This window comes from Corallincola luteus, from assembly GCF_004336975.1.
In the GTDB taxonomy this organism is placed as follows: Bacteria; Pseudomonadota; Gammaproteobacteria; order Enterobacterales; family Neiellaceae; genus Corallincola; species Corallincola holothuriorum.
In genome coordinates, this window is sequence record NZ_SJXE01000006.1 from 141623 (window position 1) to 167055 (window position 25433).

Here is a 25433-nt window from a genome sequence, read left to right on the forward strand (position 1 = left end):
TAATCGCAGCTATCGCAGTAAAAGATCAGCGCATATAATCGGCCAATTATGACTGGGGTATCTGTCACACCATGGAAAACTACGAACAAGTACTGACCTCTTTACGACGGCTAATGCGTGCGACCGATCTGCACTCCAGATACCTAAATAAGACCTCAGGTTTAACATCGCCACAGTTATTGGTGCTGCAAGCACTGAAAAACAAACAGGCGATGATCAGTCGCGAGATCGCCAAAGAGATAAACTTAAGTCAAGCCACTATCACCAGCATTCTGGACCGACTTGAGGCCAAACAGCTGATAACACGAAAGCGCTCAGAGGATGATCGGCGCAAAGTGATGGTCAGCCTGAGTGAAAAAGGACACGAAAAAATAGCTTCAGCACCGGCGCCACTGCAAGAGAGCTTTGTTCGTCAGTTCAAACAGCTGGAAAGCTGGGAGCAAAGCATGATCCTGTCATCATTACAGCGCTTAGCCACCATGATGGATGCCGAAGATATCGATGCAGCGCCAGTGTTAGATATTGGTGACATCGACCGCCCTGCACCGACGTTAGCTCATTTGACGGACAAAACCACACTCTAGCGTCACACCCGCTAAAGCCCCCATAGAAAGAGGAAAGGCCACCGAGGTGACCTTTCTTTGGCGTTAAATGGTTGAAATAACAAAGTCAGACAAAGAGATCAATCCGTGGCTGAGCCGCCACATTCGCTTCATTCAGGGCGGCGCCTGCCGCTCGTCGACTGTCGGAAACGTCATAAGAGTCTGCTTCATCAATCGACTCCGCTTCACCAGAATTTGAGTTGTCGGTTGTAGCAAGGCCGGACGCCTGTGTGTCCTGCGACTGTATCAGCGCAGAGGATGTTTCGGGATCTCCCGATACGCGTTGGTCGGCTGCTATGTCCGATGCCTGTTGGATCTGTTGCCGTTGTTGCAAGTCATTCTGAGGTGGCTGCGGTTGATTTGTGTTGAGTGTGGCCGATGTTGTTGAGGCAGTCACATTCGACACCGGATAACTCGCGGCGGCATATACAGAGCCTATGGGCATAACTCACTCTCTGATTAGCTGAGTTACCTCTAAGACTAGTTCAATCCGGCGTGAACAAAGCGGGATGCTTAGATCTGAAAGACTTAAACAGTAACCAAAGTATTGGTTACTGTTTACCATCTGTTCTTAATTCGATTGTGAACTGTTAGCTTTCCTCATCACGCACAAAACCAACATCAGTGATGCCCCACTTGGCAAAGCTCTTTATCCGGAAATCTTTGATCGCTGATTTCTCCTTGGTGGTTGCTGCAACCTGCTGCTCCATTGCCAGAAAAGCGCTGATATCGATCCCTTCCGCAGCGGCTACCGCTTCATGGGGGTCGTTAAACTTATCAAAAGCAAACGGGATCACCTTACTCTGCTTCTTGAACTTGTATTTAACCTGTCGTGCCATCAGCGTATCTCCATCGAGCCGAAATAGGGGCGTTCTGTCAAAAAGATAATTAGGCTCGTCTTATTCACGAACGTTTCTCGACCGAGGCAACCTCTTCAGGAGTCAGATAACGCCACTCACCCGGTTCCAACTCCTCATCCAATTCAATCGCCCCAATCTGCTCGCGATGCAGCGCCACCACTTTGTTACCCACCGCCGCCATCATGCGTTTCACCTGATGGTATTTACCTTCGCTGATGGTCAGCAAACATTCACTTTCTGCCACTTTCTCAACCACAGCGGGCCTGGTTGGATGCTCTTCACCATGCAGCATCACCCCTTGTTGCAGCTGCAGACAAGCTTGCTCGGTCAGCGCTTCAGCCAGCCACACTCGATAACGTTTTTGACACGCTCGTTTAGGGGAGGTGATGGCATGGGACCACTGGCCATCATCGGTGATCAAAACCAAACCTGTGGTATCAGCGTCCAGACGCCCAGCCACATGCAGCTTATCCGGACGGGTGATCTCCATCAGGGAAAAAATCGACATATGACCATCATCGACATGGGAACACACGGTCTGCTCGGCTTTATGCAACATAAGATAACGCTCACCCGCAGGATCAAGAGGCATGCCATCCAATGAGATATGATCATCCGCAGACACTTTAAAACCGGGGTTACGAATAGGCTCACCGTTACAGGTCACCTCGCCAGCATGGAGGGCGCGTTTCGCCTGTGACCGGGTTAAATCAGCATAAGTACTTAGGTATTTATCTAGGCGCATAGTAAACGGCTATCTGGACACAACAATGGAGTGATAGAGCCATTATCGCCGATCTGGCACAGATACCAAACCTAACACGAAAGAAACCCCAGCCGCCGCGAGCCTCGCGTTATTAGGCTAAGACGACTGCAACGGCGGTAACACAGATAAAACTCTTATTCTGACACTGTTTTTCCAATCATCTCCTACACTTAGAGGTTGATAACAAAGCTACAACTAAAACCATCAGTACTAATCTTTGCAAAGGAAGCCACACCATGATGAGTAAACTCGTTAAACGTATCTTACCTATCGGTATTGTTCTGGCATTCATTGTCAGCTGCGCCAGCACCACCGCCGACACAAGCGCCCCTGCACAAACCACCACATCCGTAGCAGCATCAGCAATTGACCGCATTATTGCGGATCAGATCATCCGCGTCGGTATGACCGCAGAGCAACCACCATTTAACGTGATCAGTAAAGACGGTGTCGCCATGGGGCTGGATGTAGATCTGGCTCGCACCCTGGCCCAAGGGATGGGCGTAAAATTAACCATCGTGCGCAAGCCATTTGCAGAACTGCTACCCGCCCTGGAAAAAGGCGAAGTAGATATGGTGATCTCAGGTATGGCGGTGACTCTCGAAAGAAGCAAGAATTTCAATTTTGTTGGCCCTTACCTGCTATCCGGTAAGTCACTTCTGACCACCAAAGCGACGCTGGAAAAATTAGCCAAGCCCCATGACATTAACGAAGCGAAATATCGCGTAGTAGCACTGAAAGGCTCTACCAGTGCTGACTTCGTTGGCAATAAACTAAAAAAATCGACGCTGATAGAAGTAGATCATTACCTCGAAGGGGTGGAGAAGCTGCGCAACGGTGAGGCGGATGGCATGGTAGCGGATATGCCAGTTTGTGTGATGGCGCAACTGATGTTCCCAGAAGACAACCTGATGACCTTAGAGCCACCGTTCAATCTAGAACCACTAGGGATTGCCATCAACAAAAATGATCCACAGTTCGCCAATCTGATAACCAATTTTTTCAATACCATTGAAAAGAGCGGCATGTTGACACTGATGCAAGCAAAATGGCTGAAGAGCTCAGCATGGATGCAGCAACTACCGAACCCACCAGCACTTAAACCTGCTGCGAAATAAGTATCCCCAGACGGCACTAATTTCCTGCTCGTCACCAACTAAAAAGGCCTCTCTCGAGGCCTTTAACTAATTAACACACTGCCGTTTGTCGGCTAATCAGTTTGCTCTATCGCTTCCTGACGCTGTTGATGCGCAGCCTGTTCTTCGATGTTAAGTTGGCCATTTTGTTGCGGCGCGCCGAGCGGAGTGCGGCTCGCCTGATTCACATCATAAATATTCTTGGCGTTGGCCAGATCATTCTCGTTGGTAATCGATGCAATACTCTCACGGCCACGTAAGAACGACTTAATTTCATCGACTATCCCCGCCAGCTCCCCATCATTTTTCTGCATTTCGAGAATATAACGAGGCAGTTCAAGGTTGTAGTTGCCGCTGGTGGCAAAGCAAGTAGTACGCACCCTTGAACTAATGATCCACGGTGTTATTGAACTACGTACGACCACATTTTCAGAACGTGTAGAGTCGTGAATAGACATACCTGTAGACACTTTTGATTCAGTGTATGTGCCTTCCATTTTCATCCACATCAACAAGCTGTCCCAATGCATCTCAGCCCAGAACAGGTTGGCACCACGGGACAGAATGTGTCCAGCAGCGGTAGATGCCAGACTGATAAACAGCAAGGTGATCAAACCAGATATCTGATCGGCTACCGGCGTCAGGATCGGCGCTGCAACTTCTAGTGCTAAGGTTTCATCCCGGACACCTTGCAGTGCAGGCACCAACTGATTTAAGAACACTGAATCGGCCAGCAGATAGACGTCATAACCATTCATGATGACAGAGGCAAACGTCGCCACCCCCACCACCAACAATATCTGTCCTACCAAAGTGGCGGCACTCCGGCACAACTTAAATAAGGGAGAATGCTCCAGCTCGCGATAAGCAGGCTGGGTTTCAATTAGTAGTTCACCACCAAAGGAGCCTTTACCTTCACTTTGATCATTCAGCGCCGGATCAAATGCTCGGTAGGTACGATTAGGGATCTCGTTGTACCGACGGTTAGCTAACACAATGGATTCAGTGTTTATAAAGATCTCATTCGGGTGGATAGACTCCTGCAAGTTATCACGGTATTCACTGACTTCGGTGGTCGGATTAGACAGCTTCAATCGCTCAATAAACAGCACCACAGTGGCAGCTAACACCACGATCACCATCAACCCCAAATAACTTAGATTCGGCCAAGCATTGAACGTCACTAATTCAAACAGCTGGCTAACTTGCACGGCCTGCTCGGAATCAAGGTTCAATTGCTGATAGCCGTAACCAATAATGATCGGCAACAAAATAGAGAAGCCAAGCAGACGCGCCAGACCACCAGCCCCCTTTGCCTGCAAACGCCCCATCTGGTTACTTTGCAAACGCGAACCGGTCGCACGCCATACAAACGTCATATAAACCAGCAGCAAAACCGACATCAGCGGCATGATCAGATCGCCAACGGGACCCGCTAATCCAGTGGCACATACAAAAGACGCCACAGCAAAAGCAATAATGGCGGTAAAGGTGACACTCAGCACACCAAACAACTCCTGCGCCAAATTACGCAACGGATAGGGCGTGGTGATCAGACTGGGGATCAAGCTATGTAGAAGCCGCGATAACCAACCTTGCGGCTCAGTGAATGTGGTGTTTTTACGCCCCATCAACATCGATTCGAGCTGTTTAGCATCATAAGCGGTAAATCGGTGTTCTGCTTTGGCGTTATCTTGCTCACTGGGATTACAGTTATACGCCAAAGAGGTTGGCACCGAGCGCCCTACGAAGAAACGAAATAGCTGAAACAAGCCACGACCGGCGCGACGCAAGCCTACCACTAACAGGAACAAACCGAGCCCAGCATACAACCAAGCACGGGTGCGATCTTCTTGGATCACACCCGCCACACTTAACAGCGGTCCAAGGCCAATACCAACGATCGCGATACCAGCGAGGGTGCTGATAATCCCTTCCTGTTTAAACGGGTTTTTTATCCCTAATTTAAGACTGCCAAAATCATAGGCCACTACGACAACTCCTCAAACGGCTAAAAAACGAGTAAATAGACCGCCCACAAGGGCGGTCTAACCGGTTAAAATTTCAGCGTTTTTTAATATATGTAAGTAGTGTCGAATATATTTACATAAAGAAGACGGTGCAAATGATTATCTTAATTTTTGTGTGGTTTTTTCTTTTGTTGCGAGCCAAAGCAAGCAACATTGTTTTTCGTAAGCAAATTACCCAATAAGAGCACACCACAACTAATCTGTTTACTATTTGATAAAGATTGTCTGCGTTAGCGTGACAGAGCGCTCCGCTCACTTGATTGAGTCACGCTATCCATAAGGGTTTTGGCGAACAAACACCCATAATTAAAACAGTTTTACAATTGTAATGCAGGGTGCGCCAACTACCACCGGCAGGGGAAATATTGAATTGCAGGACACTTTACTACTGTTCCCCCCTGAACAAAAAAGGGCAGCTGATAGCTGCCCTTTAATACGCTATAGATACTACTATTTTTTGATTTTAACCGGCCGTTGCCAAGCTGGTATATGTGCTTGTTTACTGCGTGATATCGCCAGCGCCGCATCAGGTACATCTCTGGTGATGGTACTACCTGCACCGACTGTCGCATCTTTACCAACTGTGACCGGTGCTACAAGTTGACTGTCGGAGCCAATAAAGGCGTTATCGCCAATGATGGTCTTAAACTTGTTCGCGCCATCGTAATTACAGGTAATAGTACCCGCACCTATATTCACGCCGCTGCCAATCTCACTGTCGCCAAGATAAGTTAGGTGGTTGGCCTTTGAACCTTCACCTAATCGCACTTTTTTCATCTCGACAAAATTACCGATATGGCTGTCATTAGCCATTTCACAACCTGGACGCAAGCGACCAAAAGGTCCAATGGAACAAGCTTCTCCCACCGAAGACGACTCAACAATAGAGTTAGCTTTCACAACACTATGATCACCAATTTCGCAATCAATCAAGCTGCAGTTAGCACCGATCTGCACACCTTTACCAAGACTGACCTTGCCTTCAATAATGACGTTGATATCAATAACGCAATCTTCACCAGCAGTCAGTTCACCACGTAGATCAAAGCGGGCCGGATCGCGCAGTGTCACCCCCTCTGTCATCAACCGCTCTGCCGCTCGCTGTTGATACGCCCGCTCCAAAGTGGCGAGTTGCAGGCGGTTATTTGCCCCTTCCACTTCGATAGCAGTAGCTGGGTTCGCCGTTGCAATCTTACGACCTTCGCCATAGGCCATGGCAATTATATCAGTGAGGTAGTATTCCCCCTGAGCATTGTCATTCGACAGATTGTTCAACCAGCGGGTAAGATCCTCACCATTGGCCACCAGAATGCCTGTATTCACTTCCCGTACGGCGAGCTGTTCAGGGCTAGCATCTTTCTGTTCAACGATGCCACAGACATCGCCGCCGTCGTTATCTCGCAGGATACGACCATAACCGCTAGGGTCATCCAGATTAACTGTCAATAAACCGATACCACCGTCAGGTTGTACAGATAACAGTTGCTGCAATGTTGAACTCAAGATCAGCGGTACATCACCGTAGAGCACCAATACTTTATCTTTGTCAGCAAGGTGAGGGATAGCCTGCGCAACCGCATGGCCGGTACCTAGTTGTTCAGCTTGCTCAACCCATACCAAATCAGGGTCCTTCAGCGCTGTCGTGATCTGTTCAGCACCGTGTCCGTAGACCAAACAGGTTTTTTCGGCACCGACACCTGCAGCGGCATCAATCACATGCTGAACCATCGGCTTGTGAGCAACCGGGTGCAGCACTTTAGGAAGTTTGGAACGCATCCGCGTTCCTTTACCAGCGGCGAGAATGACGACAGTCAGTGACATAAGGTCCTCATAGAGTGACGAGTTCAGTAATAAATTGAATTAAGTATACAAAAAAGGCGACCCTAAGGTCGCCTTTTCCAGTTCGTATCCCAGTATTAACCGAGATGGTTGTACACGCTAACCGTCCACAAATAGCTCTACCGGAGAATTTGTTTTACTTAAAACGTCTAGTTGCTCTCTAACAGACATAAAAAAAGCGACCCAAATGGGTCGCTTTATTGAATCAACTAAGAACTCTAGCCTATCTTATTGCGGCTGTATTGAGCCACTTTAAGTTGAGCAATCGACTTCGCCAATTCTCTTGCTGCTTGCGCATAGTCGAAGTCTGCACCCGGATTAGCAATATGCTCCTCTGCGCGGCGCTTCGCTTCGTTAGCGGAAACTTCATCAATTTCGTCGGCGCGAATAACCGTATCAGCCAATACGGTTACCGTTCCTGGCTGCACTTCTAAAACGCCGCCAGAGAGGTAAAACACCTCTTCCTCACCGTGTTGCTTGCGCAGCTTCACCATACCCGGCTTTAACCGGGTTAATAGTGGAGCATGACCAGGAAGGATCCCTAACTCACCTTCCCAACCAGTGACTTGCAAGAACTCAACGCGGCCGCTAAAAATTTCAGCTTCAGCACTTACAACGTCTAACTGTGTCGTCATAGCCATAAAATCCTCCTAACTCTGTTATACGAGGATGATTACAGATCAGCCGCTTTCTCAACAGCTTCTTCTATGGTACCGACCATATAAAACGCTTGCTCAGGTAAGTGATCATACTCACCCGCAAGAATCGCTTTAAATGAGCGAATGGTGTCTTTCAGTGAACACAGTTTACCTGGTACACCGTTGAACACTTCAGCAACGTGGAACGGCTGCGATAAGAAGCGCTGGATTTTACGCGCGCGGGAAACGGTCATTTTGTCATCTTCTGACAACTCGTCCATACCCAAAATCGCGATGATATCCTTGAGCTCTTTATAACGCTGCAAAGTCGTCTGCACGCCACGAGCAACTTCGTAGTGCTCTTGGCCAACAATCAACGGATCTAACTGACGTGATGAAGAGTCCAATGGATCAATGGCCGGGTAGATACCCTGGGCAGCAATATCACGACTCAATACGATAGTCGCATCCAAGTGCGCAAACGTGGTTGCAGGAGAGGGATCGGTCAAATCATCCGCAGGTACATAAACCGCCTGAACCGAGGTAATCGATCCTGTTTTGGTTGATGTAATACGTTCCTGCAACACACCCATCTCTTCAGCCAAAGTCGGTTGATAACCTACCGCAGAAGGCATCCGACCCAGCAACGCTGATACTTCTGTACCGGCCAATGTGTAACGATAAATATTATCGATAAACAGCAGTACATCTTTACCTTGATCACGGAATTTTTCAGCCATAGTCAAACCTGTTAGCGCAACGCGCAAACGGTTTCCAGGAGGCTCATTCATCTGACCGTAAACCATCGCAACTTTATCAAGTACGTTGGAATCGTTCATTTCGTGATAAAAATCGTTACCTTCACGAGTTCGCTCACCAACACCCGCAAACACAGATAAACCACTGTGTGCTTTTGCGATGTTATTGATCAGCTCCATCATATTTACGGTCTTACCAACACCAGCACCACCGAACAACCCAACTTTACCGCCCTTAGCAAACGGTGCAATCAAGTCGATTACCTTGATGCCTGTTTCTAATAGGTCATTAGAGCTTGACTGTTCTTCATAACTTGGCGCAGGGCGGTGAATCGCGTACCGCTCTTCTTCGCCGATGGGGCCTGCTTCATCAATAGGCTGGCCCAATACGTTCATAATGCGGCCAAGCGTTTGAGTTCCCACAGGAACCTTAATCGGCTCATTGGTATTCTCAACTTTAAGGCCGCGTTTCAAACCTTCTGAGGCACCCATGGCGATGGTACGCACGATACCGCCGCCTAGCTGCTGCTGAACTTCCAGCACTAGGTCTTTGTTCTGACCTTCCTCGGTGACAACCAGTGCGTCGTATACCTGCGGTACTGCATCCTGTGCAAATTCCGCATCTACCACGGCGCCGATCACCCGGACGATATTTCCTATGCTCATTATCTGTCCTCTAAATCTTGCGTTTCTCTACCTAAACAGCAGCTGCACCGCCGACGATCTCACTCAACTCTTGGGTAATCGCCGCCTGACGGGCTTTGTTATACACCAATTGTAGATCGTCAATCAGACTACCCGCATTATCGGTTGCGGCTTTCATCGCAACCATTCGAGCTGCTTGTTCGCAGGCGAGGTTTTCAATCGCACCTTGATACACTTGAGACTCTATGTAACGAACCAAAAGTCTGTCGAGCAGAACTTTGGCATCTGGTTCATAGATATAGTCCCACTTGTGCTTCATCAGCTCTTCATCATCCGATTTAGGCAAAGGCAGCAATTGACTAATGTTGGGCTTCTGCGACATGGTGTTCATGTAATGGTTGTACACCAAGTACAGACGATCGATCTTGCCTTCGTTGTAGGCATCAAGCATGACACGGACTGTACCAATCAGCTCTTTTACCGTTGGTTCATCCCCCAGCCCCGAAGTCTGAGCGAGTACCTTACAACCATGGCGACCAAAGAACGCTGCCGCTTTGCTGCCCACTAAGGCCAGATCCACTTCAACATTTTTGTCTTGCCACTCTTTCATGTTTTGTGAAACTTCTTTGAACAAATTAAAGTTCAAACCACCACACAAACCACGATCAGTGGAAATGATCAAATAGCCAACTCGCTTGGTCTCCCGCTCATTCATATAAGAATGGCGATACTCCAAGCTGCCAAGGGCAATATGCCCAATCACGTTGCGCATGCTTTCAGCATAAGGGCGGGAAGCTTCCATTCGAGCTTGCGTCTTACGCATCTTCGAAGCAGCTACCTTTTCCATCGCACTCGTGATCTTCTGAGTGCTTTTTACACTCGCAATTTTACCTCGAATCTCTTTAGCACCGGCCATCTCTCACTCCTCGTATAAAGTGAAATACAGAAAAACCTGTATTACCAGCTTTGACCAGCCACGAAGCCATCAAGAACCGTCTTCAAACCACTGGCAACATCATCGCTGTATGCGCCGGTTTCGTTGATGGTGTCTATCAACTTGCTGTGCTCGCTAGTCGCGTAAGAGTGCAACGCCGCTTCAAAGTCGCCGATTTTGTCGAGTGATATATCCTTGAGATAACCATTCTCAGCGGCATACAACGAAACAGCCATCAGCGCAGTAGAGTAAGGCGCATATTGTTTCTGTTTCATTAACTCTGTCACTCGCTGACCGTGCTCAAGCTGCTGCAATGTCGCATCATCTAGATCCGATGCAAATTGAGCAAATGCCTGAACTTCGCGAAACTGTGCCAGAGCCGTACGAACGGAACCACCTAGTTTCTTAATCACTTTGGTCTGCGCAGAACCACCGACACGAGATACCGAGATACCTGGGTTAACCGCAGGACGAATACCTGAGTTAAACAAATCGGTTTCAAGGAAGATCTGACCATCGGTAATAGAGATCACGTTGGTTGGAACGAACGCTGAAACGTCGCCGCCTTGCGTTTCAATAATTGGCAGTGCAGTCAATGAGCCTGTCTGGCCTTTCACTTCACCATTAGTGAACTTCTCAACGTAGTCAGCATTCACACGAGCTGCACGCTCAAGCAAACGACTATGAAGATAGAAAACATCACCAGGGTAGGCTTCACGACCCGGAGGGCGTTTTAGCAGCAAAGAGATCTGACGATAAGCAACGGCTTGTTTTGACAAGTCATCATAGATAATCAGTGCATCTTCGCCACGGTCACGGAAATACTCACCCATGGTACAACCTGAGTAGGCTGACAAGTATTGCAATGCAGCAGCTTCAGAAGCCGATGCCGCAACCACCGTGGTGTACTCCATAGCGCCGTTCTCTTCGAGCTTACGTACGACATTTGCAATGGTCGAGTTTTTCTGGCCAATTGCAACGTAAACACACTTAATACCTGAACGCTTTTGGTTGATGATGGCATCAATTGCTATGGCAGTTTTACCGGTTTGACGGTCGCCAATAATCAATTCACGCTGGCCACGACCAATTGGAATCATCGAATCGATCGCTGAATAACCTGTTTCTACAGGCTGATCAACTGATTGACGCTCAATAACCCCCGGTGCAATCACCTCAATGGGTGAGTAACCGTCATGCTCAACAGGGCCTTTACCATCAATAGGTTCACCCAAGGCATTCAAAACGCGGCCTAACAACCCTCGGCCGACAGGAACCGAAAGAATATTGCCTGTTCCCTTAACGATCTGACCTTCAGCCAAACCTTCATAAGAACCCAAAACAACCGCGCCAACAGAATCGCGCTCAAGGTTCAATGCCATAGCAAAGCGATTGCCTGGCAATTCAATCATTTCGCCAAGCATCACATCGGCTAGGCCGTTGATGCTGATGATGCCATCGCTAACAGATACGATCGTACCTTCGTTGCGGGCTTCACTGGCAACATCGAATTTCTCAATCCGTTTTTTGATCAGCTCACTGATCTCATTGGAATTCAGTTGCATGCTCTGCTTTCCCGTTTATGACAGTAATGAATCAGCCATGCGATCCAGCTTGCCGCGAATAGTGTTATCAATCACCAAATCGCCAGCTTTGATCACAACACCGCCAAGCAGTGTGCTGTCTACATTACAAATCAACTTAACTTTACGTGACAAACGTACTGCCATTGCCTGACTAATTGCTTGCTTTTGAGCAGCATCTAGATCGGTGTTTGAGGTGCAGTATACGTCAATCTCTAGTTCATGCTCCGCTTTCAAAATCTGATACAAGCGGAACACTTCTGGTAGTGCTTGAAGACGTTTGTTTTCGGCCATTACCTTGATCAAGTTACGACCATGCTCGTTGAGTTGCTCGTCGCACAGAGTGTTAAACACCTCCGCTGCTTTTTCAGCATTACCGGCAGCAGCCAGTAATGTTGAAACCTGCGGCTCAGATGAAACAGCAGCGGCAAACGCTAACATTTCGTTCCAATCCGACAGCGTATTGTTCTCAATAGCAAAGTCAAAAGCTGCCTTAGCATAAGGGCGCGCAATCGTAGTCAAATCAGACATGTCGCCACTCCCTTATTACAGCTCTTTAGCCAACTGATCTAAGATATCGGCATTAGCAGCCTTATCGATAGAACGAGCCAGAATTCGCTCAGCACCAGCAACAGCCAGTACCGCGACCTGCTTACGCAGTTCTTCCTGTGCTCGATTTCGTTCAGCTTCAATTTCAGCTCGCCCTTGAACGAGGATTTTTTCCCGTTCACCGCGCGCTTCAGTTTGTGCTTCTTCAACAATCTGATTTTTGCGACGGTTAGCTTGCTCTAAAATTTCAGTGGCTTGCTGCTTAGCTTCTTTTAACTTATCCGCGGCATTATTTTGCGCCAATTCTAAGCTTTTTGAAGCACGTTCAGCGTCAGCAAGGCCGTCAGCAATTTTCTTCTGACGTTCTTCGATCGCACTTATCAGCGGTGGCCACACATATTTCATGCAGAACCACACGAACACCGCAAAAGCGATCATTTGTCCAAACAAGGTAGCGTTGATACTCACAACACATCCTCCTTATTCACTGCTGTTCGCATTAATGAAATAGTTAGCTTATGCAGCGAACAATAGGTACAAGCCGATACCAACTGCGATCATTGGAATCGCATCAAGCAAACCTGCAACGATGAACATCTTTACTTGCAGTTGTGGCGCCAGCTCAGGCTGACGGGCAGAGCTTTCTAGGAACTTGCCGCCTAGAATAGAGAAACCGATACCGGTACCCAGGGCTGCAAGGCCCATCATCAGAGCAACAGCGATGTATTTCAAGCCAAGTACGTCCATCTTAATCTCCAGTTATTAGCTTTGATGGTTTTAACGAACAAATAGTTAGTTACGAGTTAATGATCTTCGTGTGCCATGCTCAGATACACAATGGTTAACACCATGAATATGAACGCTTGCAGCGTGATGACCAATATGTGGAAGATAGCCCACCCGATTTGCAACACACCACCAAGCGTACCGAGAACGGCGCCGGCGCTGTATAAAATGGCTATCAAAATAAAAATCAACTCGCCTGCATACATGTTACCAAACAGACGCAAGCCGAGTGATACTGGCTTAGCCAGTAGGGTGATACTTTCAAGAAGGAAGTTAACCGGTACAAATAGCGCCTGAATGAATACATTGCTGCTATTAAAAGGGTGTAAGGTTAGTTCTTTCAGGAAACCGATAGGACCTTTCACTTTAACGCTATAGAACAGCATCAAAGCAAAAACGCCAAGAGCTAGGGCAAATGTTAAATTAAGGTCTGTAGTCGATACTATTTTTTGATACGGAACGCCGCTTACTTGAGCCGCATAGGGAATCAAATCAACCGGGATAAGATCCATCAGGTTCATCAAAAATACCCAAACAAAAATAGTTAAAGCCAATGGCGCAATTAACTTATTTTTTCCATGAAAGGTATCGCGAACACTGCCATCAACAAACTCGACAAGCATCTCAACAAAACATTGAAGTTTACCGGGCACCCCGGTTGTAGCTTTTTTACCCACTCGGCGGAATAACCATAGAAAGAATACACCGAGAGAGATCGACCAAAAAAGTGAGTCTGCATTCAACACCCAGAAACCAGCCTCACTGCAGTGGTGTCCCCACTGCAGGCCATGCTCGGTCGAGCAAACCTGAAGGTTGGTGAGGTGGTGCTGGATGTACTCGGTCGAAGTTAAAGGTTCACCTGAGGCAGCCATAGCTCATCCTGATTTTATTTTTTTGAAAACATAACCGGTATCGATGCACTGACCAATACCATTACACAAAAAGTTGTTAAAAAGGGCAGCGGAGGTAACTTGAACTTCGCTAACGCTAAAGCAGCAAAGATAAGTGTCGCGCTCCATTTTAAATGTAACCCCTGCTTGAAACCTGACTTTATCAGTCCAGCCTGTCTGGCTCCATTAAATCTTAGTGCCGACCAGATAAAAACTAACTGTCCTACCGACACGGAAAGACCACCACAAAATGCGGCGATACCATCAATATAGTCTGCAACTATAGTCCATGATAAACCGGTAGCAGCAGACAAAAACAGCAGAATCTGCACCTGTTTTATCGCTACACGCCTAGTTTGCGAAATTAATGGGATCACAAGGCTTTTTTCTTTAATTTATTATTGGCAAGCCAATTTGCTAGCGGAGTATAAAGGCATTTATTGACCGAGCGCAAATGGACATTGTATATCCGTGCTAGGCCATTACTTAATGTGCTCAAGAATCCCATCAAGCTCATCCAGATTAGTATAACTAATAACCAACTTACCTTTGCCTTTAGAAGTATGATTGATCATTACATTGGCTCCTAAACGCTCTGCCAAATCAGTTTGTAACTGGGTGATATTTGGATCAATGGTAGGTTCTGGCTTCGCTTCAGGCGGATCCATAATCTTCCGCACCAAGCGCTCAGCTTCCCTAACGGTCATGCCTTTACCCACCACGATGCGAGCAGCTTCAGATTGTTGCTCACCTTCAAGCGTCAACAGAGCACGGGCATGCCCCATCTCAATATCGCCACGCTCTAGCATAACCTTAACGTCATCATTCAGGTTATTTAAGCGTAATAAATTGGTCACAGTAGTGCGAGATTTACCTACGGCATCGGCGGTTTCCTGATGAGTAAGCTGAAATTCAGTCATTAAGCGTTTTAATGCGATAGCTTCTTCCATCGCATTAAGATCTTCACGCTGAATATTTTCAATCAACGCAATAGCCACAGCGGCTTCATCGGGCACATCTTTAACCATGCAGGGAACGATATCTAACCCGGCTAATTGAGAAGCACGCCAACGCCGTTCACCGGCAATAATCTCATATTTACCACTGGCAACTTTGCGCACCACAATCGGCTGGATAATGCCCTGTGCTTCAATAGAATGCGCCAACTCTTCCAGCGCTTCCGGTGACATATCTTTACGAGGTTGATATTTGCCAGGCGTGAGTTGTTCAATCGGGAGTTTTTGCATCTCTCCCTTCGGAATGGCCGCTGCAGACTGCGCTTCGCCATCAGCCTGAGCATCCACTCTATCTCGAGCTGCCTGGCTGGTACTTAGCAGGGCATCTAATCCGCGGCCCAAGCCTCTACGTTTAGGTGTCGACATGAGTTGAACTATTTCCTTAAGACGTTAGGCTGATTCTGAATTAGCACCACTGAGCTCGGCACGACGCAGGATCTCACCTGCAAGTGCTAAGTATGATTTAGCGCCAGTCGAGTTTTTATCGTAGTACATACTTGGTGTACCAAAACTAGGCGCTTCAGCTAAGCGGATATTTCGAGGAATAACAGTACGGTAAACTTTGTCACCAAAGTGCTGTTTCAGCTGCTCTGATACATCACAGGAGAGGCGATTTCTAGGATCGTACATGGTACGAAGTATACCTTCGACATGTAGCCCAGGATTCACTGCCGCTGATATTTTACTCACGGTATCAACCAAGGCGGTCAATCCTTCCAGAGCAAAGTACTCACACTGCATTGGTACCAGTACAGAGTCAGATGCCGCCATCGCGTTGACCGTCAATAAGTTCAACGAGGGTGGGCAATCGATAAAAATGAAATCGTAACTATCTCGCACTGGATGCAATGCATTACGCAGGCGCGTTTCCCGCGAGAAAACTTCCATCAACTTAATTTCGGCCGCCGTGACATCGGCATTAGCAGCGATCAGGTCATAACCACCGGTTGTTTCCGTGACCACCACGTCATTAAACGGTTCTTCATCAATCAATAGCTCGTAAGCGCTTTTCGGCACTTCATATTTGTCGACACCGCTCCCCATGGTCGCATTACCCTGTGGATCGAGATCGATCAACAGCACTTTGCGTTTGGTGGCGGCCAGCGACGCGGCCAGGTTGACAGCTGTGGTTGTCTTACCGACACCACCTTTCTGGTTTGCTACTGAAATGACTTTACCCACGACAGACCCCAATCGAGTTATTGGTTGCGTATGATCTCTACCAAGTGACGAGCTTCATCCAGCTCAGGTACTTGTAACGGATGTACTGCTTTGACTGTAAAGTCGGCAGGCAGTTGTGCAAGTTCCTGTTCAGGATAAGTGCCTTTCATGGCTAGAAAATAACAGCCCAAATGGCTACACCAACTGAGCATATCACCTATCGACGCAAAGGCGCGACTGATCACAGCATCAAATGGGTGATCCGGCTGGAATTTTTCAACTCTACTTTGTATAGAAGTGACATTAGTGAGTCCTAACTCATGACAAACCTGCTTCTGAAAGCGAATACGCTTACCCAGACTATCAAGCAGAAAAAATTGAGTCTCGGGCATCATAATTGCCAATGGGATCCCAGGTAACCCCGGACCCGTCCCCACATCGATGACCCGCTTGAGTCCGTCCATATGGGGTAAGACTACCAAACTGTCTAGAATATGACGTACTAACATCTCTTGCGGATCACGCACAGAGGTGAGGTTATACGCTTTGTTCCACTTGTTCAGTAGCGCCAAAAAACCTAACAGTTTGTCACTCTGCTCATCCGTCAGCGACAAACCTAAGCTGTTCGCTTGGGTTATCAGTTGGGTTTTAAACTGTTCCATCAAGCACTCTTTTTCAATAAACCAAGCTTCTTCAAATGCACCAGTAAGATCGAGATAGCAGCCGGTGTGATCCCAGATATACGGGAGGCTTTACCGATCGTTTCCGGCTTACTGTTGTTCAATTTGGCGATCACTTCGTTAGAAAGCCCGGGGACATTGGCGTAATCAATATCTAACGGTAGCAGAGTATTTTCATTACGTTGCAGTTTGGCTATTTCATCTTTCTGCCGCTCAATATAACCAGCGTACTTCGTTTGGATCTCTACTTGTTCTGCCGCTTGTTGATGCTCCAATCCAGCCCCGATACCTTCGAGATCTGAAAGCATCTGATAAGTCACTTCTGGTCGGCGTAGCAAGCTTTCCAAGTTAGTTTCCCGCGCCAATGGTGTTTTCAGCTTTGGATTGAGCTGGCTAGCTGCAACGGAATTAGCCTGTACCCAAGTCTCTTTTAGGCGCTGTTTTTCTTGCTCAATGGCTTCGAGTTTTTCATTAAACGTCTGCCAACGGAGATCATCCACTAAGCCTAGTTCTCGCCCGATCGGCGTTAAACGCAGATCAGCGTTATCTTCGCGCAACAACAAACGATATTCCGCACGGCTGGTAAACATGCGATAAGGCTCTTGCGTTCCCAAAGTGGCAAGATCATCAACCAATACGCCCATATATGCCTGATCTCGACGCGGCGTCCACTGCTCAAGTTCATTAGCCAAGCGCGAAGCGTTAACACCAGCAATTAATCCCTGTGCGCCCGCTTCTTCATAACCGGTTGTACCGTTGATTTGGCCAGCAAAAAATAGCCCTTGGATAAACTTGGTTTCCAGCGTGGCTTTAAGATCCCGAGGATCAAAGAAGTCATATTCGATGGCGTAACCAGGTCGAGTGATATGGGCGTTTTCAAAGCCAACAATCGAGTGCACTAAGTTTAACTGGACATCAAATGGCAAACTGGTCGAGATACCGTTCGGATAAACCTCATGGGTAGTTAGCCCTTCAGGCTCAACGAATATCTGATGGGATTGTTTATCCGCAAAGCGCATCACCTTGTCTTCAATTGATGGACAATATCTTGGCCCCACACCCTCGATCACTCCGGCATACATGGGTGATCGATCTAACCCGCCTTTAATGATTTCATGGGTTTGCGTATTGGTATGGGTGATATAACAGGCGATCTGCTGGGGATGCTGCGATGCTTTTCCCATGAAAGAAAAGGTCGGTGTTGGCGCATCACCGGGTTGTGGCTCCATCACAGAAAAATCAATGCTACGAGCGTCAATACGGGGTGGGGTGCCGGTTTTTAAACGACCAACCCGAAACGGCAATTCACGCATTCGTTGTGCTAATGCGATCGATGGTGGATCACCTGCGCGTCCACCACTGTAGTTCTCCATGCCGATATGGATCTGACCACCAAGAAAGGTACCTACCGTCAGCACCACCGCCTCAGCTTTGAACGTCAGCCCCATTTTAGTTACCACACCGGTAACCCGATCGTTCTCAACTAAAAGATCATCGCAGGACTGCTGGAAAATTTTCAAATTGGGCTGGTTTTCTAATGCGTGACGCACGAAGGAACGATACAACTGACGATCAGCCTGTGCTCGTGTCGCTCTTACCGCTGGCCCTTTACTGGCATTGAGCGTCCTGAATTGGATCCCGCCATGATCGATGGCTGTGGCCATCAGACCACCCAGAGCATCAATCTCTTTCACTAAATGGCCTTTACCTATGCCACCAATAGCGGGATTACAGGACATCTGTCCTAAAGTATCTATGTTGTGGGTGAGTAAAAGTGTGTTCGCACCTGTTCGCGCTGATGCCATTGCTGCTTCAGTGCCAGCATGGCCACCACCAACAACGATCACATCAAACTTTTCATCGAACAACATATCTCTGCCTCACGCATTAGGATCTCAAGGATCGCGATCCTTAGGATCTTTAAGGGTCGCATATTCTACTTGATGGCAGGGCTGGCGTGAAGTGAACAAAGGATCTTACTTGCTTAAATAAGATCAAAAAGATCTTTAGATCGATCTTTACTGATCTTTTAATTAGTACGGAGATCCCTGTGGATTAAGATTTTAATGATTTAAATTACAATAAGTTAGCTTGTTTGAAAGCTGTGTGATCGTTGGGATCTAACGGGTATTGATCGTGGATGAAACACTGTTTTATCCACAATCGTATATACATGGGGAGAGATAATCTGGGCTTTTCAGTATGTATTGTGGGTAACTAGGTTACTTATACACAGTTAAGATCCATAGTTGTTAAGCGATCTTTTCAATAAATTGTGGCAACCAGGCCTCGGCTGCATCTTCGGGGATCGGTGTTTCTTGGACATCAATCTCTAGTCGTTCGGCAACTTTATAGGCGCCTAAATCCTCCAGAACGGTATCTAGGGTCTTACTACCTTCGCAAAAAGTGTCATAGCTGGAGTCACCTAAACCGATAACGCCATACTTTACACTGGCAAGATTAGGACGATGCATCAACAGATATTCGGCCAGTGGCTGAATATTATCTGGAAGATCGCCAGCGCCATGGGTCGATGTGCAGATGAGCCAACGCTGGCTTTCATCATCTCTTGGTCGCCATTGATTAAAGTCGATCACTATTTCTGTGCTGTAGCCTGCTTGTTGCAACAGGTCTGCGGCGTGGTCTGCGACATATTCGGTCGCTCCTAGCATGGAGCCCACCAAGAGTTGAACTGTATTGCTCATCGAAAAACCTGCTTCAGAGTAAAGTGATGGCTATTGTAACCGCTCGCTGTCGCTTGTGGCTAATTCTGTGAGTAACCCAAGGTATTTGATGTGAACAAGGCAGGATTAAGTTGGGGGTAAGTGATCGTTTACGATCACACATATTCCCCAAGCTATAACTGTTACTTATTGTTTTATTTGGTTATTTACCTATACAAAAAGAAGAAAAGATCTTTCCAAGCAGATCATCTGAACTAAATTCACCGGTGATCTCTGCTAATGCTTGCTGTGCCAGCCGTAACTCTTCCGCTAACAGCTCACCGGCACAATAGATATCTAACTGCTCTCGACCTTGAAGCAGGTGCTGTTCAGCTTGTTTGAGAGCCTCTGTGTGCCGACGTCGGGCGGTAAATTGACCTTCGCCCCCTTGTCCTTGATAGCCCATGATCGCTTTTAGATGGACTTTTAGTTCATCAATACCGCTGCCCGTTTTCGCGGATATTTGGATTATTGGATAGCGACCTTCTGCGGTCGGCTTAGCTTGGATATCTGCAACATCCAATTTATTGCGTACCAGAGTGAGTGGTACATCGTTTGGTAGTTTGTCGACTAACTCTGGCCAGATCTTATGGGGATCAGTCTCTTTGGTTTCGCTGGCGTCAACCAGAAACAGGACTCTGTCTGCTTGGTTTATCTCTTCCCAGGCGCGTGCAATACCTATCTGTTCGACTTTGTCAGGGCTCTCTCTAAGGCCTGCTGTGTCGATGATGTGTAGTGGCATCCCGTCGATATGGATATGCTCTCGCAATACGTCTCGGGTGGTGCCTGCTATCTCTGTGACGATAGCAGCTTCTTTGCCTGCTAATGCGTTGAGTAAGCTTGATTTGCCGGCATTTGGTTTGCCCGCCAGTACTACGCGCATTCCTTCACGGATCAAGCTGCCTTGTTTGGCTTGTGATTGTACTTCCGCGAGTTGCTGCTCGATGGCGCTGAGGTCGCCGCTGATCTTGCCGTCAGAGAGAAAGTCGACCTCTTCATCGGGAAAGTCGATAGCTGCTTCAACGTAGATCCGTAGGTGGGTGAGTTGTTCTACTAACGCGTGTACCTGCTGGGAAAATACACCTTGCAGTGAGTGCAGGGCACTTTTGGCCGCGGCTTCACTGTTTGCTTCTATTAAGTCAGCGATCGCCTCTGCCTGTGTCAGATCCAATTTGTCATTTAGAAAAGCACGTTCGCTAAACTCCCCTGGATTGGCGATGCGTATACCGGGAATGCGACAGATCGCTTTCAATAGCATATCGACAACCACGGGCCCACCATGGCCTTGCAGCTCGAGTACGTTTTCACCGGTAAAGGAGTTCGGGGCTTTGAACAGTAAGGCTATGCCCTGATCCAATATTTGTGCTTTGTGATCTTTAAAGGGGAGGTACTCGGCGACACGAGGCGCTGGCACTTTTCCCAAAACGGTTTCAGCGACCCGCTCTGCGTCGGGACCGGAAACACGAATGATAGAAACGCCACCACGGCCTGGAGGGGTAGCTTGGGCGACAATTGTATCTATATGACTAGGCATAATGGCGATAATAATTAGGATAATTACCGTCATTATAAAGCAACAAGGGGCAACCTTGGTTGCCCCTTTTCACTGTTAGCTCAACTTGTTAGTTAGGCTTTGGCGTCTGCTTTGTCCATTTGGCGGTAGATATACCATTGCTGGGCAATGGATATCAGGTTGGATACCAACCAATACAGTACCAGTCCTGAAGGGAACCAGAGGAACATAAAAGTGAATATGACCGGCATAAACTGCATCACTTTCTGCTGTGTTGGATCCGTAATGGTATTTGGCGACATCTTTTGCATCAACCACATGGAGGCGCCCATCAACAACGGCAATACGTAATATGGATCCTGTACTGACAGATCGTCGATCCAGAGGAAGAAGGGAGCCTGACGTAACTCATAGCTTTCCAGAAGTACCCAATAGAGCGCAATAAAGATAGGCATCTGGATAAGAATAGGTAGGCAACCACCCATGGGGTTAACCTTCTCTTTCTTATACATCTCCATCATCGCTTGCGACATCTTCTGGCGATCATCACCATAACGCTCTTTCAGTGCAGCCATCTTTGGCTGCAACTTGCGCATTTTCGCCATTGAGCTGAACTGCGCTTTGGTGAGGCGGTACATACTGCCTTTGACGGTTAGCGTGATTAGGATAATTGCGATACCCCAGTTAACCACCCAGCTTTGGAACAATACCAGCAACCAATGCAGAGGTTGCGCCAACATCCAGAGGAAGCCGTAATCAACCACTAGGTTGAGGGTTGGTGATAATGCTGACAGCGCATCCTGATCTTTAGGACCGACAAACAGCGTGGTGTTCAGGGTTTGGTCGGCACCCGCTGCAATGGTGGTTGCGGGGGCGATGAAACCTATGATGCCCTGACCATTACTGGTGCTGCTATAGATCTCGTTATTGTCATCGGCGCCTGGCACCCAAGCGCTAACAAAGTAGTGCTGAAGCATGGCCACCCAACCGCCTTGGGTTTGCTTATTGAGCTTTTTCTCGCTCATATCGTCAAAGCTGAATTTTTCGTATCGTGAGTCGGCTGTCGAGTAAGCTGCGCCGCGGTAGGTTGGCATCAACATTGATCCGCCTTCACCTGCCATCGTTTGACGCAATTGCGCCCATACCTGGGTACTGAGTGGTTGGCTGGTGCCGTTATGGATGCGGAAATCTACATCAATAGAGTGTTTGCCACGGCTGAACTTGAATACTTTAGCGATCATGACGCCGTCATCGCGCTGGTAGCTCAATGGCACTGCCAACATATCTTCGCCATCGGCGAGGGTATAGTTCTGCTGTGCAGCGGCATAAAGTGGGCGGTTGTCCCGTGTATCAAAACCGGTTAAACCGCTTTGTGCGATGTAACGGAACTGATTGCTTTGGTGTAGCAACACGAACGGATCGTCTGAATCCAGCGTTAATGGGAATTCCATCAGGTCGGCGTGCACGACATCGCCACCCAAGGTGTCGATAGTGATGCGGAGTTTATCTGTTGTCACTGTGATTAAACGCGAAACAGGTGCCAGTGTATCATCAGCGGCAGGTGCCTGTGGCGCGGCTGGGGCTATATCTGGAATACCCTCTTCGCCACCAGTTGCTTGTGCGCTAGGTAGTGCGTCTGTGGCACTTGGCGTAGTTAAACTGGTTTCGACAGGTGCCGTATCTGGCTGACTGTAAGATACCCACTGCTGATACAGTAGGAAGCTTACCAGTAGAAACCCGATAAGCAGTAAATTGCGTTGTGATTCCATGGCTAATTCAGCTTATTTCTTATTAGGTGGTGGTGGCACCGGGTCGTGACCACCTGGATTACCAGGGTGACAGCGAGATATCCGGCGTAAGGCCAAGCGACCGCCCTTGATTAATCCATGCGCTTTGATTGCTTGAATCGCATATTCAGAGCAGCTTGGATAAAAACGGCACCTCGGACCTAACAGGGGGCTAATGATAATCTGGTAGCCCCGGATCAACAAGATTAGTGCGGCTTGCAGCGTTTGTTTAACAGTTTGCATAAGCGCTTCATTAGTTCGTAGAGTTCCTGCTTACTTAATTCACCAATACCGCGCTTCGCTACGACAATAATATCGATATTGGTCAGTTCAGCTTGGTGTTGGCGGAAGTACTCTCGCATTTGGCGCTTTATCTTATTGCGGCCAACAGCACGTTTAACGTGTTTTTTTGCCACAGTTAAGCCTAGACGCGGATGGTCTAGTTGGTTATGACGAGCGAGAAGAGTAAGTTGCGGGGAACCTGCCCGAACGGGCTTAGCGAATACAAATTGAAATTGGTCGGGTGTTAAGAGTCTTAACTCCCGACCGAATGCGTGCTTTGCCATCACTGGCGGGTTAAGCACTCAGACGAGCACGACCCTTGGCACGACGACGAGCAAGTAAAGCGCGACCATTTTTGGTTGCCATACGAGCACGGAAGCCGTGAGAGCGTTTACGTTTTAGAACGCTCGGTTGAAATGTACGTTTCATAGCTGATCCGCCGATTTAAGTTACATAAAGGTGTTGGTTGCCTTTTTTGGCTGCCAGCACCCAAAAAAAGAGGGCGAATTTTAGACCTTTGTAGTGGTGAAAGTCAAACCATATTTTTAAGCGATCAAAAATGATCTTTGGCGGATCCATGGCATAATAAATGTATATGTATAACCTGTGGACAGGATCTGAAAGAGTTTTCTTTGTCAATAAAAAACAGAGAGATAGATCTTATAACACATGCATTATTAGATCAGATCGATCTAGGATGATCTACCCATTTCGATCCATAATAAGGGTCCAAAAAGTGGTGACGCGAAAAGAGCTACTAAATAAAAAGTAGTCGGTCTTCCCCTGTCACTAGCTAATTATAACATTTCTGGTTTTCACCCTGATGGCGAATGCTATCGGGATAAGGAGTATTTTCCGTGCCCAGCAGCCTTTGGGAACAGTGCTTGTCGGTGCTTAAGGACGATTTGCCGGTTCAGCAGTTCAATACCTGGATCCGGCCGTTACAAGCCCAAGAGTCATCCGACCGTTTAACTTTGTTCGCACCTAACCGATTTGTATTGGATTGGGTGCGGGATAACTATCTGCTGCGGATTAACCAGACCATCGAGTTATTTGCTCAGGACAGTGCCCCCCAATTGGTATTTGATGTGGGGTCTATGCCGAAAGCGGCCGTGAATACGCAAAGCGCTGAGCGGGTATGTAAACCTGCGGCGGCACCGGTGCAAGCCGATGTCAGTGCGGCTGCACCTGCAGTTGCGCCCGCGGAAGCGCTTAAACCTGCCGGACAGCGTAGTAACATCAATCTAAATTATACCTTTGATAACTTCGTTGAAGGTAAATCGAATCAGCTGGCACGCGCCGCTGCGCGTCAGGTTGCTGACAATCCCGGTGGATCATATAACCCGTTATTTTTATACGGTGGCACCGGCTTAGGTAAAACTCACCTGTTACATGCAGTAGGTAATGGCATCGTTGAGCGAAAGCCGGACGCGAAAATCGTTTACATGCATTCAGAACGTTTCGTACAAGATATGGTTAAAGCGTTACAAAACAATGCGATAGAAGAGTTTAAGCGATACTATCGTAGCGTTGATGCCTTGCTTATTGATGATATTCAGTTTTTTGCCCATAAAGATCGTAGCCAGGAAGAGTTTTTTCATACTTTCAACGCGCTATTGGAAGGTAATCATCAGATTATCTTGACCAGTGATCGATATCCAAAAGAGATTGATGGCGTAGAAGATCGTCTGAAATCAAGATTTGGCTGGGGATTAACGGTCGCTATTGATCCGCCTGAGTTGGAAACCCGTGTCGCTATCTTGATGCGCAAAGCGCAAGAAAATGCGATCCACTTGCCCGACGAAGTGGCTTTCTTTATTGCTAAACGGTTGCGCTCAAATGTTCGCGAGTTGGAAGGGGCGTTGAACAGGGTGATTGCTAACGCTAATTTTACTGGTCGCCCTATTACCATCGACTTTGTTCGCGAAGCATTACGTGACTTGTTAGCGCTGCAGGAAAAGCTGATCACCATAGACAATATTCAGAAGACAGTAGCAGAGTATTACAAAATTAAAGTTGCCGATCTGCTGTCTAAGCGTCGTAGTCGATCTGTTGCTCGTCCTCGTCAGATAGCGATGGCGCTGGCGAAGGAGTTGACCAACCACAGTTTACCTGAGATCGGTGACGCATTTGGCGGTCGCGACCATACCACTGTACTGCATGCTTGTCGTAAGATAGTGCAGCTGAGGGAAGAGAGTCACGATATAAAGGAAGATTATTCCAACCTGATCCGTACGCTGTCTTCGTAGTAAAAT

At 47.7% G+C, this 25433-nt stretch carries 27 protein-coding genes; 3 read left to right on the forward strand and 24 right to left on the reverse strand.

Annotation, left to right across the window (positions count from 1 at the left end):
- Positions 1-71 precede the first annotated feature (71 nt).
- Positions 72-584: a MarR family winged helix-turn-helix transcriptional regulator gene (locus tag EZV61_RS12990; protein ID WP_114339290.1), complete on the forward strand. Its 513-nt coding sequence runs from the start codon at positions 72-74 to the stop codon at positions 582-584.
- A gap of 85 nt (positions 585-669) precedes the next feature.
- Here EZV61_RS12990 and EZV61_RS12995 read toward each other — a convergent pair whose 3' ends face one another.
- The 3 genes from EZV61_RS12995 to EZV61_RS13005 form a co-directional block, all read right to left on the reverse strand.
- A complete protein-coding gene (locus tag EZV61_RS12995; protein ID WP_130567840.1) occupies positions 670-1047 on the reverse strand; it encodes a hypothetical protein in 378 nt (125 codons plus the stop codon).
- A 145-nt stretch (positions 1048-1192) separates the two neighbouring features.
- On the reverse strand, positions 1193-1441 hold the full coding sequence (locus EZV61_RS13000) for a DUF2960 family protein (protein WP_114339288.1): 249 nt from the start codon (positions 1439-1441) through the stop codon (positions 1193-1195).
- Between the two features lie 64 nt (positions 1442-1505).
- Positions 1506-2207: a pseudouridine synthase gene (locus EZV61_RS13005; RefSeq protein ID WP_114339287.1), complete on the reverse strand. Its 702-nt coding sequence runs from the start codon at positions 2205-2207 to the stop codon at positions 1506-1508.
- Positions 2208-2464: 257 nt separating this feature from the next.
- On the opposite strand from EZV61_RS13005, the gene EZV61_RS13010 reads away from it, so the two are divergent.
- Positions 2465-3346, forward strand: a complete 882-nt coding sequence (locus tag EZV61_RS13010) for a transporter substrate-binding domain-containing protein (RefSeq protein WP_114339286.1) — start codon at positions 2465-2467, stop codon at positions 3344-3346.
- 92 nt (positions 3347-3438) lie between these two features.
- On the opposite strand, the gene EZV61_RS13015 is transcribed toward EZV61_RS13010, so the two are convergent.
- The 21 genes from EZV61_RS13015 to rpmH all read right to left on the reverse strand — a co-directional run bounded on the left by EZV61_RS13015 (position 3439) and on the right by rpmH (position 23607).
- Positions 3439-5355, reverse strand: a complete 1917-nt coding sequence (locus tag EZV61_RS13015; RefSeq protein ID WP_131416135.1) for a hypothetical protein — start codon at positions 5353-5355, stop codon at positions 3439-3441.
- Positions 5356-5844: 489 nt separating this feature from the next.
- Positions 5845-7215, reverse strand: a complete 1371-nt coding sequence (gene glmU / locus EZV61_RS13020) for a bifunctional UDP-N-acetylglucosamine diphosphorylase/glucosamine-1-phosphate N-acetyltransferase GlmU (protein ID WP_131416137.1) — start codon at positions 7213-7215, stop codon at positions 5845-5847.
- A gap of 236 nt (positions 7216-7451) precedes the next feature.
- A complete protein-coding gene (locus EZV61_RS13025) occupies positions 7452-7874 on the reverse strand; it encodes a F0F1 ATP synthase subunit epsilon (RefSeq protein ID WP_114339283.1) in 423 nt (140 codons plus the stop codon).
- A gap of 32 nt (positions 7875-7906) precedes the next feature.
- On the reverse strand, positions 7907-9295 hold the full coding sequence (gene atpD / locus EZV61_RS13030) for a F0F1 ATP synthase subunit beta (protein ID WP_114339282.1): 1389 nt from the start codon (positions 9293-9295) through the stop codon (positions 7907-7909).
- A 31-nt stretch (positions 9296-9326) separates the two neighbouring features.
- A complete protein-coding gene (gene atpG / locus EZV61_RS13035) occupies positions 9327-10190 on the reverse strand; it encodes a F0F1 ATP synthase subunit gamma (RefSeq protein ID WP_114339281.1) in 864 nt (287 codons plus the stop codon).
- A 41-nt stretch (positions 10191-10231) separates the two neighbouring features.
- Positions 10232-11773 (reverse strand): F0F1 ATP synthase subunit alpha, encoded by a 1542-nt coding sequence (gene atpA, locus EZV61_RS13040; protein ID WP_114339280.1) that lies wholly within the window; start codon positions 11771-11773, stop codon positions 10232-10234.
- Positions 11774-11788: 15 nt separating this feature from the next.
- On the reverse strand, positions 11789-12322 hold the full coding sequence (gene atpH, locus EZV61_RS13045; protein ID WP_114339279.1) for a F0F1 ATP synthase subunit delta: 534 nt from the start codon (positions 12320-12322) through the stop codon (positions 11789-11791).
- A 15-nt stretch (positions 12323-12337) separates the two neighbouring features.
- A complete protein-coding gene (atpF, locus tag EZV61_RS13050) occupies positions 12338-12808 on the reverse strand; it encodes a F0F1 ATP synthase subunit B (RefSeq protein ID WP_114339278.1) in 471 nt (156 codons plus the stop codon).
- A gap of 48 nt (positions 12809-12856) precedes the next feature.
- A complete protein-coding gene (gene atpE, locus EZV61_RS13055; protein ID WP_114339277.1) occupies positions 12857-13087 on the reverse strand; it encodes a F0F1 ATP synthase subunit C in 231 nt (76 codons plus the stop codon).
- Positions 13088-13143: 56 nt separating this feature from the next.
- Positions 13144-13998, reverse strand: coding sequence for a F0F1 ATP synthase subunit A (gene atpB / locus EZV61_RS13060; RefSeq protein WP_114339276.1), 855 nt, complete (start codon positions 13996-13998; stop codon positions 13144-13146).
- A 14-nt stretch (positions 13999-14012) separates the two neighbouring features.
- Positions 14013-14393 carry an ATP synthase subunit I gene (locus EZV61_RS13065; protein ID WP_165419407.1) on the reverse strand — a complete coding sequence of 127 codons (381 nt, stop codon included), beginning with the start codon at positions 14391-14393 and terminating at the stop codon, positions 14013-14015.
- Positions 14394-14498: 105 nt separating this feature from the next.
- The gene (locus tag EZV61_RS13070) at positions 14499-15398 is read right to left on the reverse strand and encodes a ParB/RepB/Spo0J family partition protein (protein ID WP_114339274.1); all 900 of its coding nucleotides are present in this window, start codon (positions 15396-15398) and stop codon (positions 14499-14501) included.
- A 24-nt stretch (positions 15399-15422) separates the two neighbouring features.
- A complete protein-coding gene (locus EZV61_RS13075) occupies positions 15423-16214 on the reverse strand; it encodes a ParA family protein (protein ID WP_114339273.1) in 792 nt (263 codons plus the stop codon).
- Between the two features lie 17 nt (positions 16215-16231).
- Complete coding sequence (gene rsmG, locus EZV61_RS13080; RefSeq protein ID WP_114339272.1) at positions 16232-16855, reverse strand: 16S rRNA (guanine(527)-N(7))-methyltransferase RsmG; 624 nt, start codon at positions 16853-16855, stop codon at positions 16232-16234.
- Entirely contained in the window at positions 16855-18744 is a 1890-nt protein-coding gene (mnmG, locus tag EZV61_RS13085; RefSeq protein ID WP_130567847.1) for a tRNA uridine-5-carboxymethylaminomethyl(34) synthesis enzyme MnmG, read from the reverse strand. The genes rsmG and mnmG overlap by 1 nt, the downstream gene beginning before the upstream one ends.
- Before the next feature lie 381 nt (positions 18745-19125).
- Positions 19126-19578, reverse strand: coding sequence for an FMN-binding protein MioC (gene mioC, locus EZV61_RS13090; protein ID WP_114339270.1), 453 nt, complete (start codon positions 19576-19578; stop codon positions 19126-19128).
- Positions 19579-19759: 181 nt separating this feature from the next.
- The gene (mnmE, locus tag EZV61_RS13095) at positions 19760-21130 is read right to left on the reverse strand and encodes a tRNA uridine-5-carboxymethylaminomethyl(34) synthesis GTPase MnmE (RefSeq protein WP_131416184.1); all 1371 of its coding nucleotides are present in this window, start codon (positions 21128-21130) and stop codon (positions 19760-19762) included.
- 92 nt (positions 21131-21222) lie between these two features.
- Positions 21223-22878 carry a membrane protein insertase YidC gene (yidC, locus tag EZV61_RS13100; protein ID WP_114339269.1) on the reverse strand — a complete coding sequence of 552 codons (1656 nt, stop codon included), beginning with the start codon at positions 22876-22878 and terminating at the stop codon, positions 21223-21225.
- A 12-nt stretch (positions 22879-22890) separates the two neighbouring features.
- Positions 22891-23139 (reverse strand): membrane protein insertion efficiency factor YidD, encoded by a 249-nt coding sequence (yidD, locus tag EZV61_RS13105; RefSeq protein WP_114339268.1) that lies wholly within the window; start codon positions 23137-23139, stop codon positions 22891-22893.
- Positions 23103-23462 (reverse strand): ribonuclease P protein component, encoded by a 360-nt coding sequence (gene rnpA, locus EZV61_RS13110; protein WP_114339267.1) that lies wholly within the window; start codon positions 23460-23462, stop codon positions 23103-23105. Before rnpA ends, yidD begins: the two co-directional genes overlap by 37 nt.
- Positions 23463-23472: 10 nt before the next feature.
- On the reverse strand, positions 23473-23607 hold the full coding sequence (rpmH, locus tag EZV61_RS13115; RefSeq protein ID WP_114339266.1) for a 50S ribosomal protein L34: 135 nt from the start codon (positions 23605-23607) through the stop codon (positions 23473-23475).
- 428 nt (positions 23608-24035) lie between these two features.
- Here rpmH and dnaA point away from each other — a divergent pair, with 428 nt between their 5' ends.
- A complete protein-coding gene (dnaA, locus tag EZV61_RS13120; protein ID WP_131416139.1) occupies positions 24036-25427 on the forward strand; it encodes a chromosomal replication initiator protein DnaA in 1392 nt (463 codons plus the stop codon).
- Positions 25428-25433 lie beyond the last annotated feature (6 nt).

Coding starts and splice junctions, on each gene's coding strand:
- EZV61_RS12990 (WP_114339290.1), top strand. CDS start 72: ATGGAAAACTACGAACAAGTACTGACCTCTTTACGACGGCTAATGCGT.
- EZV61_RS12995 (WP_130567840.1), bottom strand. CDS start 1,047: ATGCCCATAGGCTCTGTATATGCCGCCGCGAGTTATCCGGTGTCGAAT.
- EZV61_RS13000 (WP_114339288.1), bottom strand. CDS start 1,441: ATGGCACGACAGGTTAAATACAAGTTCAAGAAGCAGAGTAAGGTGATC.
- EZV61_RS13005 (WP_114339287.1), bottom strand. CDS start 2,207: ATGCGCCTAGATAAATACCTAAGTACTTATGCTGATTTAACCCGGTCA.
- EZV61_RS13010 (WP_114339286.1), top strand. CDS start 2,465: ATGATGAGTAAACTCGTTAAACGTATCTTACCTATCGGTATTGTTCTG.
- glmU (WP_131416137.1), bottom strand. CDS start 7,215: ATGTCACTGACTGTCGTCATTCTCGCCGCTGGTAAAGGAACGCGGATG.
- EZV61_RS13025 (WP_114339283.1), bottom strand. CDS start 7,874: ATGGCTATGACGACACAGTTAGACGTTGTAAGTGCTGAAGCTGAAATT.
- atpD (WP_114339282.1), bottom strand. CDS start 9,295: ATGAGCATAGGAAATATCGTCCGGGTGATCGGCGCCGTGGTAGATGCG.
- atpG (WP_114339281.1), bottom strand. CDS start 10,190: ATGGCCGGTGCTAAAGAGATTCGAGGTAAAATTGCGAGTGTAAAAAGC.
- atpA (WP_114339280.1), bottom strand. CDS start 11,773: ATGCAACTGAATTCCAATGAGATCAGTGAGCTGATCAAAAAACGGATT.
- atpH (WP_114339279.1), bottom strand. CDS start 12,322: ATGTCTGATTTGACTACGATTGCGCGCCCTTATGCTAAGGCAGCTTTT.
- atpE (WP_114339277.1), bottom strand. CDS start 13,087: ATGGACGTACTTGGCTTGAAATACATCGCTGTTGCTCTGATGATGGGC.
- atpB (WP_114339276.1), bottom strand. CDS start 13,998: ATGGCTGCCTCAGGTGAACCTTTAACTTCGACCGAGTACATCCAGCAC.
- EZV61_RS13070 (WP_114339274.1), bottom strand. CDS start 15,398: ATGTCGACACCTAAACGTAGAGGCTTGGGCCGCGGATTAGATGCCCTG.
- rsmG (WP_114339272.1), bottom strand. CDS start 16,855: ATGGAACAGTTTAAAACCCAACTGATAACCCAAGCGAACAGCTTAGGT.
- mnmG (WP_130567847.1), bottom strand. CDS start 18,744: ATGTTGTTCGATGAAAAGTTTGATGTGATCGTTGTTGGTGGTGGCCAT.
- mioC (WP_114339270.1), bottom strand. CDS start 19,578: ATGAGCAATACAGTTCAACTCTTGGTGGGCTCCATGCTAGGAGCGACC.
- mnmE (WP_131416184.1), bottom strand. CDS start 21,130: ATGCCTAGTCATATAGATACAATTGTCGCCCAAGCTACCCCTCCAGGC.
- yidC (WP_114339269.1), bottom strand. CDS start 22,878: ATGGAATCACAACGCAATTTACTGCTTATCGGGTTTCTACTGGTAAGC.
- yidD (WP_114339268.1), bottom strand. CDS start 23,139: ATGCAAACTGTTAAACAAACGCTGCAAGCCGCACTAATCTTGTTGATC.
- rnpA (WP_114339267.1), bottom strand. CDS start 23,462: ATGGCAAAGCACGCATTCGGTCGGGAGTTAAGACTCTTAACACCCGAC.
- rpmH (WP_114339266.1), bottom strand. CDS start 23,607: ATGAAACGTACATTTCAACCGAGCGTTCTAAAACGTAAACGCTCTCAC.